Origin of the sequence: Actinomadura hibisca NBRC 15177 (genome assembly GCF_001552635.1) — a bacterium.
GTDB lineage: Bacteria > Actinomycetota > Actinomycetes > Streptosporangiales > Streptosporangiaceae > Spirillospora > Spirillospora hibisca.
Genome location: NZ_BCRO01000150.1, coordinates 1 through 11,975, shown reverse-complemented (window position 1 = coordinate 11,975; position 11,975 = coordinate 1). Strand labels below are relative to the sequence as shown.

Below are 11,975 nucleotides of genomic sequence, written 5' to 3'. Positions count from 1 at the left end.
CCAGTTAGGCACTCGCGCGACGGCTGAGGCCTTTGAGACAGGCCCTAGCCCGCGAGGTCCTCATACAGGTCGTGCGCCCGCGCCTCGGCCTCTTTCAGCGCGTTGACGTGCTCGGGAGCCAGCTCCTCCACGCACCGCGTCATCTCGTAGGTGACGTGGCTGAACGCCGCCTCCTCCGCGCCGCGCAGCGCCGCCCGCACGCTCGCCGACCGCGCGCCCAGCGTCGCCCACTCCAGCTCCAGGCGCGCCACCGCCTCGTCGAAGTTCCGGGCGATCTCGGTGCCCTCCTCCTCGAACTCGGGCGGGATCGGGCCGCGGCCCGCCTGCCGCGCGCGCAGCGACAACGCCGAGATGCGGCTGGCGAGCGTCAGGCCCTCGCGGGCCAGCGGCAGCACCTCGTGGATCAGGTCGGTGACGGCCTTGGCCAGCTCCTCCACCCGGGTCAGCAACGTCGCGGTCGCGTGCTCCAGCGACGCCGAGGTGCGCTCGGCGACCTGCTCGGCGACCCGCTGCTGGCGGCGGCCGAGTTCCGGCGCGACCTCGTCGTCCAGGCGCCGCCGCAGCTCGCGGCGGTGCTCGGGCCCGGGTTCGCGCTCGATCCAGGAGGCCCAGATGCGCTCGATGCGGGCGGCGCCCGACGCCGAGATCTCGGCGGTGATCTCGTCCAGCGCCTCCCTCGCGCGCACCTTGAGCCGCTCCACCCGCTGGTAGAGGGCCTCTCGTTTGAAGGGGTCGTTCAGTTCGCTGAGCAGGGTCTGCAACCGACGCGAGACATCGATGGCGTGCTCGGCGAGCGGGACCAGCCGATCGGCCAGCTCGTCGAGCGTCTGCGCCCTGCGGGGGTCGGTGAGCTCGGCCACCCAGCCGGGAAGGTCGTGCGCCATGCCCCCATGTTCGCATCCGGGACCCGCGACGACCGGCGCAACGCACCGGCGATCTCCGCCGGGTCCGGCCGGTCCCGGCCGGTGCCGACCGAAATCCCGGGGCGAACCGGCCCTTAGCGGTCCACCGCCCCCGACCCGTGTCGCCCGGCAGGTGATCGCGGTAGCGTGCACGCCGTGGCGGGCTATTCCGATGACCTGCGTCTCGCGCACGTGCTCGCGGACGGGGCCGACGACATCACGACCAAACGTTTCCGCGCCCTCGATCTGGACATCGAGACCAAGCCGGACCTGACGCCGGTCAGCGACGCCGACCGCAGCGTCGAGGAGCAGATCCGCGGCACGCTCAAGCGGGCCCGGCCGCGCGACGCGGTGCTGGGCGAGGAGTACGGCCGCGTCGGCTACGGGCAGCGCTGCTGGATCATCGACCCGATCGACGGCACGCAGAACTTCGTGCGCGGCGTCCCGGTGTGGGCCACCCTGATCGCCCTGCTGGAGAACGACGAGATCGTGGTCGGCGTGGTGTCGGCGCCCGCCCTGCACCGCCGCTGGTGGGCCGCGCGCGGCGACGGGGCGTGGACCGGCCGCAACATCAACCGCGCCCAGCGCATCCAGGTCTCCCAGGTCAACCGGATGGACGACGCCTCGTTGTCCTACTCCGGCCTGGACGGCTGGGCCGAGCAGCAGCGCCTGGACCGCTTCATGGACCTGACCCGCTCGGTGTGGCGCACCCGCGCGTTCGGCGACTTCTGGTCGCACATGATGGTCGCCGAGGGCGCGGTGGACATCTCCGCCGAGCCCGACGGCTCGTTGTGGGACCTGGCCGCGCTCCAGGTGATCGTGGAGGAGGCGGGCGGCATGTTTACCGACCTGTCGGGCGTGCCGGGCCCGGACGGCGGCAGCGTGGTGTGCACCAACGGCCGGCTGCACGCCGAGGTGCTGCGCACGCTGGGCGGCGGCCAGCTCTCCCTGCGGATCTGATCCGCCGCCGCCCCGCCTGGCCGATTCCCCGACTCGCGACATATCGTGGATGGAACGACGGCCGGGCGCCGGTCGTTGACGGGTTGGGCGGCTGCAACGGAGGTAGGCATGACTCCTCAGACCAAGATCGCGATCGGCGGGGTGGTCGTCGGGCTGGTGCTCGGGGCCATCTTCGGCTGGTGGATCGCCGCGCTGGTCGTGCTGGGCGCGATCGCCGTGCCGGTGGTCGGCTACCTGATGCTCGACCCGTCGCAGCGCAGGCGGGTGCGCGCGCAGGGCCGCAAGCGCCTGGGCAGCTAGTAGGCCACCGGCGGGCGGGCCAACGGCGTCCCGCCCGGCCGGATCACGCCACGGCACGGCGGCTAGGGTTCGGGCGTGACCGAAATGCGGATCGGCGTCATCGGTGCCGGAATCCTGGGCCTCGCGGTGGCGCGGCGGCTCACGCAGGTGCGGCCGGACGCGCGGGTGACGGTCCTCGACAAGGAGGACCGGATCGCCGCGCACCAGACCGGCCACAACAGCGGCGTCGCGCACGCGGGCCTCTACTACGCGCCCGGCTCGTTGAAGGCGACGTTGTGCAGGCGCGGCATCGGCCTGCTCAAGGAGTACTGCCAGGACCGGGGGCTGCCCTACCTGGAGTGCGGCAAGGTCGTGGTGGCCCGCAGCATCGCCGAACTGGAACCCCTGTTGGAGATCGAGCGGCGCGCGACCGCCAACGGGGTGCCGGGGCTGCGGCGGCTGCGCGGCGGCGAGCTGCGCGAGATCGAGCCGCACGCGGCGGGCGTCGCGGCGCTGCACTCGCCCACGACGGCGATCGTGGACTTCCCGGCGGTCGCACGCGCCTACGCCGACGACGTGCGGGTGGCCGGGGGCGAGGTCCGGCTCGGGTTCGAGGTGACGCGGCTGCGGCGGGCCGGGGAGCGGGTCGTGGTCGTCGCGCCCGGCGAGGAGCTGGTGTTCGACCGGCTGGTGGTGTGCGCGGGGTTGCAGTCCGACCGCGTCGCGCGGCTGGCCGGGGACGCGCCGGAGCCCGCGATCGTCCCGTTCCGCGGCGAGTACTACCGGCTGCGGCCCGAGCGCGCCGATCTGGTGCGGGGGCTGATCTATCCGGTGCCCGACCCGCGCTACCCGTTCCTGGGGGTGCACTTCACGCGGCGGGTGGACGGCGGCGTCGACGTCGGCCCCAACGCGGTGCTCGCGCTCGCGCGCGAGGGGTACCGGCGATCGGACGTGCGCGCGGGCGACGTCTGGGAGACGGTGCGGCTGCCCGGGTTCCGGCGGATGGCGCGGCGGCACTGGCGGACGGGCGTGAGCGAGGTCTACGGGTCGGCGGTGAAGGCGGCGTTCGCGGCGCGGGCGCGGTCGTTCGTGCCGGAGCTGGCCACGCACGACCTGGCGCCCGCGCCCGCCGGGGTGCGGGCGCAGGCGGTCGACCCGGACGGGTCGCTGGTGGACGACTTCCGGATCGGCCGCCTGGGCCCGGTGGTCACCGTGCGGAACGCGCCGTCGCCTGCGGCGACGTCCTCGCTGGCGATCGCCGAGTACGTGGTGGACCGGCTCTAGGCGTCCCAGAGCTTGCGGTCGTCGCCGCGCGGGTCGTGCTCGACGCGGTCGTCCGCGCCGTCGAAGACCTGGACGGCGCGGGTCTCGGCGTCGAACTCCGGCCAGCCGGGGTCGCCGGTCTTGGCGAAGGCGACCCACGCGCCGTGCATGGCGTCGGCCAGGTGTTGCGGCGGGTTGGGGCCCGCCATGCCGGAGGCGTCGCGCGAGTCCAGGTTGTCGAAGGCGAAGCCCAGCTCCAGGGCATGGCAGGCGCCCAGATCGTGGACGGGCGAGCGCCACGCGAACTCGTACATCCAGGTGCGGCCCCGGTGCGCGGCGGCGGCGCGGTTGGCCGGGACGCGGAACATGTGGTCGGTGATCAGGACGGCGAGCAGCTCCCCGGCCGACAGGTCGGGGTGCCGGTCGCGGTAGCCGGTGACGGCGGCGGCCGGGACGCCCATGCCGGTGGTGACCGCGCCGATGAGGTCGTGGGTGAGGACCTTGGCGAGGCCGGTCGGCATCAGGAACAGCCGGAACTCCTCGGCGGTGTAGCCGATGAGCAGCTCCGCGCCCGCGCCCGCGCCGTCGGCGATGGCGTCCTGGGGCACACGCTTGAGCAGGTCGCCGTCCAGGACGGGCACGTTGGACATGCCGCAGTTGGCGGTGGTGACGCCCCAGCGGCCGGGGTCGGGCAGCGCGGCGACCTCGGCGGCCACCGCGGCCTGCACCGGGATGATCGTCTCGGGGTCGAGCGCGGCGAAGCCCTCGGCGGTCGGCTCGACGCCGAGCCGGGCGGCCAGCTCGCCCGTGACCTTCAGCGCGTCCTCGCGGGTCTGGTGAACGAGGCCCGCGCCGCTCTGCGCGATCACCCGGCGGAACAGGCCGCGCTCCTCGGCCAGGCCGAGCGACAACAAAGTGGTGACGCTCATCCCGCCCGCGGACTCGCCGAAGATGGTGACGTTGTCAGGATCGCCACCGAACGCGGCGATGTTGTCGCGCACCCACTCCAGCGCGGCGATCTGGTCGAGCAGACCACGGTTGTCGGGCGCGCCGGGCAGGTGCGCGAAGCCCTCGACGCCGAGCCGGTAGTTGATGGACACGTAGACGACGCCGTCGCGGGCGAAGGACGCGCCGTTGTAGATGTCCACCGAGCCGGAGCCGTTGCGGAACGCGCCGCCGTGGATCCACACCATGACCGGGAAGCCGGACGCAGCGGGGTCGGGCGTCCAGACGTTCAGGTTGAGGCAGTCCTCGCCGGGCCGGTCGGGGTCGGGCAGCAGCGCGGCCATCGCGGGGGGATAGGGCGGCTTGGGCACCGTCGGCCCGAACTCGGCGACGTCGCGGACACCGTCCCAGGACTGCGGCGGGCGCGGCGGCTGGAAACGGTTCTCCCCGAAGGGCGGGGCGGCGTAGGGGATGCCCAGGTAGGCGGCGACGCCACGCTCGATCCGGCCCCTGACCTTGCCGTACGCCGTCTGGACGACAGCCGCCTCCATGCGCGCCTCCGTTTCTAGAACAAAGTTCGACAAACCAGAGGGTACGGGACGGTCCCGGGCCTTATCGAGGGGGCTGGAGCATCCGCGTCAGGTAGTCGCGGGCGAAGGCGCGCATGGCGTCCTCGCCCTCCAGCGTCAGCCCCGCACCCGGCACGAGCAGCAGCGACACCGCCACGCGCAGCAGGACCTCGGCGACGGTGGCGGCGTCGGCGGCGTCCTCGGGCCGGTTGCGGCGCAGGCTCGCGGCGATGATGTCGCGGGCGGCGACCATGACCGCGCCGCCGTTCATGGTGAGCTGCGGGAGGAACGCCTCCGGCTCGCTCTGGAGCACCCGCGTCATCAGCGGGTGGGTGCGCGCCTGCCGGAGCCCGGCCACGAACCCTTCGACGATCGCGTCCTCGGGGGTGGGCAGGTCGGCGGTGGCGTCGGCGATGGCGGTCAGGAAGCCGCGGACCTCGCGCAGGATGACGGCCTGGAGGAGCTGCTCCTTGTTGGTGAAGCGGCGGTAGATGGTGGTGCGCGCGACCCCGGCCCGCTTGGCGACGTCCTCGACGCTGACGCGGCGCAGCCCGTAGGTCTCGAACTCCGCCAGGGCGGCGTCGAGGATGCGGGTGTCCAGGTCGTCGGTGGCGGGCGCCGCCGCCAGCAGCCCCGCCAGCGGCGTCGCGTCCATGGTCATGGTCGAACCCTAACCGCCGTCCCGCACCGTCTGGTATCACCCGAAACAACAAAGCTACAATCTTCGTAGTTTTGTTCCCGACTCCGGCGGTGCCCATGACGGACCAGCCCCGCGACCCCGCGCCCACCCCGCTCGGCCCGACCTCGCTGACCTGGCGCTACTTCGGCGACACGCGGCTGCTGCTGGTCGGCCCGCGCGCCGCCGTCCTGCAGAACATGCTCCCCGCGCTCGGGCAGGGGGTGCTGGACCACTCGGTGTTCTTCTCGGAGACCTTCGCCAGGCTCCAACGCTCCGCCGGACCGATTCTCGACACCATCTACGGCGGCCAGAACGCAGCCGCCACCGGCCGCCAGGTCCGCGACTACCACCGCGACATCAAAGGCGTGATGCCGGACGGCTCGCGGTACCACGCGCTCGATCCGGAGACCTACTACTGGGCGCACGCCACCTTCCTGGACCACATGTTGTACGGGATCGAGACGTTCGTGCGCCCCCTGACCAACACAGAAAAGCGGCGGATCTACGAGGAGTCGAAGACCTGGTTCCGGATGTACGGGGTCAGCGACCGGGCGATGCCGGAGGACTGGGAGGGCTTCCAGGCGTACTGGAAACACATGCTGGAAGAGGTGATCGTCGCGCACAAGACGGCCCGCTACGGCGTCGGCTACGTGACGAAGGGCCTGCCCGCACCGCCGAAGGTGCCCGCCGCGCTATGGCGGCGAGTGTCACCACCACTGAACGCCGTCGCACGCTTCATCACCGTAGGCGGAATGCCACCGCGCCAGCGCGAACTACTACAACTCCCTTGGAGCATCGCAGACGAACGCCGCTACCAACGCTTCGCGGCAGGCGTACGCAAGCTGAACCGGCTCTGGCCGCTACTGCCAGAGCCGGTCCGCTACCTACCACAAGCGCGCAAGGCGTTCCGCTAGCCGCGAATGCGGTCGTCGTAGACCTTGCGCGCCTGGTGGTCGAAATCCAGGAAGACCTGGTCCAACTCGTAGCGCCGCATAATGAACTCGCGCATCCGATCGGGAAAGAGCGCACCGAGCTTGGTCTGGAAACCGACCTGATGCGGCACGACGGCCTGCGAACGCGGCTTGCCGATGAGCCCGACGACGGCAGCCGCAATCTCCTCGGGCTCGCAGTTCTTCTGCCCCTTGGGACTGCGCGTGCCAGCGATCAGCTCGGTGTTGGTGAACGACGGCAGAACCGCACTGACGTATACGCCACTCCCCAACATCTCCAGCCGAACGGCCTCGGTGTAGGCGACCACGGCCGCCTTACTGGCGTTGTAGAGCGCAAGACCAGGCGTCGGCAGGAGCCCCGCGACCGAAGCAATATTGATGACATGCCCCTTGCCACGCGGTCGCATCCGCTCGATAGCAAGCTTGGTGCCAAGCATGACGCCATGAACGTTGATATCCATGCAACGACGCGCGTCGGCGTCACTCTCACCGGTGACAGGCCCGATGGGCATGATGCCCGCGTTATTGACCAGCGCATAAATCGCCCCGTGCGCCGCCTCAGCCTCATCCAGAAAAGCAGCGAACGAACCCCGATCAGTGACATCCACGGTCAGAGCAGTGACCCCCAACAGGTCCCCCGCCTCCTTCACCGCAACCGCATCAATATCACCGATGACAACAGTCGCCCCCTTGTCCCGCAACGCACGGGCGGTGGCCAGCCCGATGCCGCGCGCGGCCCCGGTGACGACGATGACCTTGCTCATGATCGGCTCTCCAGACGGTCGAGACGGACGGGCAGCCCGTCCTTGGGCGAGGGCAGCGAGGTGGTGTCGAGCGGCCAGGCGTAGCGCCCGGGGACGCTCCACCGGTAACGCAACAGAAGCTGATGCAGAATGCTCTTGACCTGCATCCCGGCGAAGTGCAAGCCAATGCACTTGTGGGCACCCCCGCCGAACGGATGCCAGGCGTACTTATGAACCTTGTCTTCACGGCGCTCGGGAGAGAACCGCTCAGGATCGAACCGCTCAGGATCCGGCCACCACTCAGGCATGTGATGGTTGGTGAGCGGCGGCACGACCACGGTCACACCCGCAGGAACGTGGTAACCAAGGATCGAGGTGTCCTTGATGACACGACGCGGCAACGCGGGAACAGGAGCGACCAGCCGAGTCGCCTCCTTCATCACCATGTCGATGCCGGTCAGAGCATCCAAATCCGCAAATTCCAGCACCGGCTTACCAAGGGCGAGCGACTCATCCCGCAACCGCTCCTGCCACTCCGGGAAGCGGGCCAGGTAGTAAGCCATGGTGGTGAGCGTGATGGTGGTGGTGTCATGCGCCGCCATCAACGCGAAGATCATGTGATTGACGACATCATCATCGGTGAACCGATGCCCGTCATCCGTCTCGGCCTGACACAAGGCGGCAAACAGATCGTCACCACCGTCACGCCGCTTGGCGGGAAGATGCTCCCGAAAGAACGCCTCCAACACACCCCGGGCCTGCACCCCCTTATGCCACCGCAACCCAGGCACCGGGAAACGGACGTAAGCAGTGCCAGCACGCACCGCATCGACGAACGCCCCATTAATGCGATCAGCCTCGCCCCGCTCCAGCGAGATGCCCATGAAGACATCGGTGGCGAGATCCAGGGTGAGCTGCTTGAGGTGGTCATACACCCGGAAATCGCGACCGGGCTCCCAAGCATCGAGCCCCTTGCCGATGCTGGGCGCCATCATGTCCATGTAAGCGCTGAGCCGGGCCCGAGTGAACGCCTGCTGCATGATGCGCCGATGATGCAGATGCTCTTCAAAATCCAGGAGCATGATGCCGCGCCGAAAGAAGGGCCCGATGAAGTAGCTCCAGGCAGGCCCGTTGGCGAACGCCTTGTCCCGATTAACGAGCACAGCCTCAGCAGCCTCGGGCCCCTGCACGGTAACCGTCCGCTGCCCAAGCAGCCATCCCCAGGTAACGGGCCCGAACTGCTCGTAACGCTGACGCGCGACCCGGAAGGGATTCCGCATGACCTGCAAGGTGTTGCCGACCAGCGGAACCCCAGGCTCCCCCACCACAGCCTTGAGGCCACTCCCCTCCGGCGGCGGGGCGAGGACGCGAGCAGCCATGAACCCTCCGGAGGACAAAAGAGCGTTTTGTGTAGCTTTGTTGTAACGCACCGGCCACCGAGAAGTCCAGAGCCAAGCACGACCACCCGGTCATGAAGTAAAAGTTGCACCACCCAGGCGCGCTGCACACCCGCTCCCAGAACGCACCCACCTAGCCTGCGCCCATGCTCGGCATAGCGCTAGCCGCCGCCCTCGCCGCCCCGACGCTCCAGGCCGTCCCGGCGACCCCGACCGTCCAGACGGCCCCGGCCCCAGTACGCCCGGGAGCTGACGGCCCCCAGGTGCGTGACCTGCAAAAACGGCTGCGCGCACTGAAATACGACCCGGGCTCGGCCAACGGCCACTACGGCGAAACAACAAGAGCGGCCGTGTGGGCGTTCCAGAAAGTCAACGGGATGCGCCCCACCGGCGTAGTGAACGCCCGCGTCCGCAAGGCCCTGGCCAAGCCACGCATCCCCAAAGCGCTCAAGCCCCACGGCGCCCGCAACCGCGTAGAGATAGATCTGAGCCGCCAACTGCTGGTGGTCTACCGCAAGGGCCGCCCGGCGCTGATCACGCACATCTCCACAGGCTCGGGCCGCCGCTACTGCGACAACGGCCGCTGCGGCATGGCGCGCACGCCCGTAGGAGACTTCCGCGTCACACGGCGAGTGAAGGGCTGGCGGAAGTCGGCGCTGGGCTACATGTACAAGCCGCTGTACTTCCACAACGGCTACGCGATGCACGGCTCCCTGAGCGTGCCGCGCCACCCGGCGTCCCACGGCTGCGTGCGGATCCCGATGCACACGGCGGACCTGCTGCCGAGACTGGTGCGCAACGGCGACCGCGTCTACGTACGCCGCTAGAGGCGGTCGTACCGCCCACTCTTGACGGCGACGGCGAAGGCACTCCACGCATCCGCAGAGAACGTGAGGTGACCAGCACCGGGTGCCTTGCTGTCCCGCACTCCCACACTCGTCATCAGATCGGCGACCTCCACACAGTTGCCACCGGCTCCGTTGCTCCGGGTGCTCTTGCGCCACACAACGCGGGACGCAGTCGGCGTGTCCTTCATATGCCTCATCCCTCTTATCCTCCAGACCAAGAGGACCTCTGCGTCTACTCGACGAGGAAGCCATCAAGCTAAGAGAAGTCGTACCGCCCGCTTTTGACGGCGTTCGAGAACGCGTCCCACACATCCACAGGGAACACGAGGTGACCAGCAGCAGGCGCCGTACTGTCCCGCACTCCAACACAACCCGCGAGATGAGCGGCCTCCACACACTGGCCACCGTCATTGCTGTACTTCCGCCACGCGACACCGTTGGCGTCGACGGTGATGACCAGGTGCCTACTACGTTCCATCGCCCTGCCTCATAGGTGGTCCGCTACTTCGACGATCCTGTCTCGCGAATCGTCAGGATCCAGCGCCTTAGCTACCAAGCGCTGGTACATGACCGTATACCGCCGCACTTGAGGCTCTTGCTCGATGTAGAGACTTCCCGCCTGGTTCTCCTGGTACGCCACCGACGGGTCGGTGGGTTCGGGAAACTCCAGCAGAGAGAACGACCCGTCCATTGCAGGGTGCGCTCCGGCCCGGAAGGGGAGCACCTGCACGGTCACGTTGGGCAGATCCGCCATCTGTGCGATGTGGTGGAGCTGTGCGCGCATCCCGTCGACACCACCGACCTCTCGCATGATGGTCGCTTCGTTCAGGATCGCCCACAACTCCAGGGGATCGCTGCCCGTCAGACGCGCTTGACGCTGCTCGCGCACCTCGATCTTCCGAGCGATCTCCTGTTCATCCGCCACGGCGGGCGCAGCGCTCAGGAACGCCCGGTAATAGTCCGCAGTCTGCAGCAGTCCTGGAACGAGCTCTGACTCGTACGTGCGCACCTGCTTGGCCCCGCTTTCCAGCCCCAGGAAGAACTGGAACCATGGCGGGATCGCGGTCCCGTAGGTGTGCCACCAACCGCGTTGCCTCGCCTCACGGGCAAGGGTGAGCAGCACCTCGCGCTTGGCTTCGTCCACTCCGTAGATGTCGAGCAGGACGCGAAGATCCGTGGGGCGGATCCGGCGCTCCCCCTTTTCCCACCGAGAGATGGCGGACGTTCCGAAGTCTCCGCCGGACCGCTCGACCACCTGGTCGATCGTCAGCCCGTGAGTCTCACGCAACTTGCGCAGCTCGATGCTCAGACGCCGTGCACGCACTGTTGGACTGGGATGATTAGGCACATAACCACCTTTCCGCATCTTTCGGGAACTTGTCACTGGGGACTTGCCAAAAATGAGATCCCCAACGCACTGTTGTCACGCATCAGCATGACACTGTCACCGACGGTGCATGCTCGCATATCGACGTGTTGTGACCTCGGCGTAACTCATCCGACAGGCGGTCAACATGACAACAGGAGCATGTGCCCCTCACGATCACATCGGCCTGGTGGCGGTCTCGTGAACGAGTCGTCAAGTTCTGCAAGCCCACGCCCTGTCCCGGAAGGCCGGCGAGTGCGGTGGCGGGAAGGCGGAGACCTGCACCACACGGGCCAGCGCCTGAGTGCGTTGATGGGGCTGGTGGCTGATCTGCGCCTCCTGGAACTCAGCTCTTCCCTCTACACCCCGGGCTCTGGCGAAGCGGTGTTGCTGGTGCCGCGTCCACTGGGCAAGCCGCTGGCGGTGATGTGCCTGGGCGTCGGTGACGTGTGGTGGTTCCAGTGGGGCAGGGACCGCATGGCGCTGGTCACGGACTCCATGGCCGTGGCAGCAGAGATTCAGGAGACGCTGTCATGAGGTGCTACGGAAAGCACGCTGCGATGTGGGCGCGGATCGTCTTCAGCGCGCTGGAGGGCGGACCAGACGTACGCGAGGCGCGGACGTTCGTGCGTGACTGCGCGGCAGCGTGCCTGGGAAACAGCTCGCCACTGGTCGATGACATGGAGACCATGGCGTCGGAGGTACTGACCAATGCCGTGCGCTACACGGCGTCCGGACAGGCGAACGGCTCCATCGCCGTGCTGGTCCAGGCATCAGCCGGGCGACTGCGGGTGACCGTACGCGACGACGGCCACGCGACAACGCTCCCCAGAGTGGGGCCGGTGCACCTGGAAGCAGGCAGCGGACGCGGCCTGCTGATAGTCGAAGCCCTGTCGAACGACTGGGGCGTAGAAATAGGACCTGAACCGCAGAGGCCGGTGACGGTCTGGTTCGAAGTAGCGAAGTGACGCGAAACGGGCTGGCGCACACCCTCAACAGCCTCAGCCCGCGCCCCACCCGACCAACAACCTCAGCCCGCACGCTGCACCACCACACCAATCCCAGCCACGGGGG

At 68.9% G+C, this 11,975-nt stretch carries 15 protein-coding genes; 7 read left to right on the top strand and 8 right to left on the bottom strand.

Annotated features, from left to right (window positions below):
* Window positions 1-44 precede the first annotated feature (44 nt).
* Window positions 45-884: a hypothetical protein gene (locus tag AH6_RS41695; RefSeq protein WP_067491964.1), complete on the bottom strand. Its 840-nt coding sequence runs from the start codon at window positions 882-884 to the stop codon at window positions 45-47.
* A 174-nt stretch (window positions 885-1,058) separates the two neighbouring features.
* Here AH6_RS41695 and hisN point away from each other — a divergent pair, with 174 nt between their 5' ends.
* The 3 genes from hisN (at window position 1,059) to lhgD (ending at window position 3,425) form a co-directional block, all read left to right on the top strand.
* The gene (gene hisN / locus AH6_RS41690) at window positions 1,059-1,862 is read left to right on the top strand and encodes a histidinol-phosphatase (RefSeq protein ID WP_067491968.1); all 804 of its coding nucleotides are present in this window, start codon (window positions 1,059-1,061) and stop codon (window positions 1,860-1,862) included.
* 108 nt (window positions 1,863-1,970) lie between these two features.
* A complete protein-coding gene (locus tag AH6_RS41685; protein ID WP_067491962.1) occupies window positions 1,971-2,162 on the top strand; it encodes a tail-anchor membrane protein in 192 nt (63 codons plus the stop codon).
* A gap of 84 nt (window positions 2,163-2,246) precedes the next feature.
* Window positions 2,247-3,425 carry an L-2-hydroxyglutarate dehydrogenase gene (lhgD, locus tag AH6_RS41680; protein WP_067491960.1) on the top strand — a complete coding sequence of 393 codons (1,179 nt, stop codon included), beginning with the start codon at window positions 2,247-2,249 and terminating at the stop codon, window positions 3,423-3,425.
* Here the strand turns inward: lhgD and AH6_RS41675 are convergent.
* Window positions 3,422-4,900 (bottom strand): carboxylesterase/lipase family protein, encoded by a 1,479-nt coding sequence (locus AH6_RS41675; RefSeq protein WP_067491958.1) that lies wholly within the window; start codon window positions 4,898-4,900, stop codon window positions 3,422-3,424. The two genes, lhgD and AH6_RS41675, sit on opposite strands and share 4 nt — an antisense overlap.
* Window positions 4,901-4,961: 61 nt before the next feature.
* A complete protein-coding gene (locus tag AH6_RS41670; protein ID WP_067491956.1) occupies window positions 4,962-5,579 on the bottom strand; it encodes a TetR/AcrR family transcriptional regulator in 618 nt (205 codons plus the stop codon).
* A 95-nt stretch (window positions 5,580-5,674) separates the two neighbouring features.
* Here AH6_RS41670 and AH6_RS41665 point away from each other — a divergent pair, with 95 nt between their 5' ends.
* Window positions 5,675-6,511, top strand: coding sequence for an oxygenase MpaB family protein (locus tag AH6_RS41665; RefSeq protein ID WP_067491954.1), 837 nt, complete (start codon window positions 5,675-5,677; stop codon window positions 6,509-6,511).
* Here AH6_RS41665 and AH6_RS41660 read toward each other — a convergent pair.
* On the bottom strand, window positions 6,508-7,311 hold the full coding sequence (locus AH6_RS41660) for an SDR family oxidoreductase (RefSeq protein WP_067491952.1): 804 nt from the start codon (window positions 7,309-7,311) through the stop codon (window positions 6,508-6,510). The genes AH6_RS41665 and AH6_RS41660 overlap by 4 nt on opposite strands.
* Window positions 7,308-8,669 carry a cytochrome P450 gene (locus tag AH6_RS41655; RefSeq protein WP_067491950.1) on the bottom strand — a complete coding sequence of 454 codons (1,362 nt, stop codon included), beginning with the start codon at window positions 8,667-8,669 and terminating at the stop codon, window positions 7,308-7,310. The genes AH6_RS41660 and AH6_RS41655 overlap by 4 nt, the downstream gene beginning before the upstream one ends.
* 164 nt (window positions 8,670-8,833) lie before the next feature.
* Between AH6_RS41655 and AH6_RS41650 the strand changes: the two genes are divergently transcribed.
* Window positions 8,834-9,514, top strand: a complete 681-nt coding sequence (locus tag AH6_RS41650) for a L,D-transpeptidase family protein (RefSeq protein WP_083983970.1) — start codon at window positions 8,834-8,836, stop codon at window positions 9,512-9,514.
* On the opposite strand, the gene AH6_RS41645 is transcribed toward AH6_RS41650, so the two are convergent.
* From AH6_RS41645 to AH6_RS41640, 3 genes are all read right to left on the bottom strand, one after another.
* The gene (locus AH6_RS41645; RefSeq protein WP_067491966.1) at window positions 9,511-9,723 is read right to left on the bottom strand and encodes a DUF397 domain-containing protein; all 213 of its coding nucleotides are present in this window, start codon (window positions 9,721-9,723) and stop codon (window positions 9,511-9,513) included. The genes AH6_RS41650 and AH6_RS41645 overlap by 4 nt on opposite strands.
* Window positions 9,724-9,791: 68 nt before the next feature.
* On the bottom strand, window positions 9,792-10,013 hold the full coding sequence (locus AH6_RS43250) for a DUF397 domain-containing protein (protein ID WP_083983969.1): 222 nt from the start codon (window positions 10,011-10,013) through the stop codon (window positions 9,792-9,794).
* Window positions 10,014-10,022: 9 nt separating this feature from the next.
* Window positions 10,023-10,859 (bottom strand): helix-turn-helix domain-containing protein, encoded by an 837-nt coding sequence (locus AH6_RS41640; protein ID WP_218006048.1) that lies wholly within the window; start codon window positions 10,857-10,859, stop codon window positions 10,023-10,025.
* Window positions 10,860-11,222: 363 nt separating this feature from the next.
* On the opposite strand from AH6_RS41640, the gene AH6_RS41635 reads away from it, so the two are divergent.
* Window positions 11,223-11,438 (top strand): hypothetical protein, encoded by a 216-nt coding sequence (locus tag AH6_RS41635; protein WP_157432049.1) that lies wholly within the window; start codon window positions 11,223-11,225, stop codon window positions 11,436-11,438.
* A gap of 23 nt (window positions 11,439-11,461) precedes the next feature.
* Entirely contained in the window at window positions 11,462-11,869 is a 408-nt protein-coding gene (locus AH6_RS41630; RefSeq protein ID WP_169807986.1) for an ATP-binding protein, read from the top strand.
* Window positions 11,870-11,975: the final 106 nt, after the last annotated feature.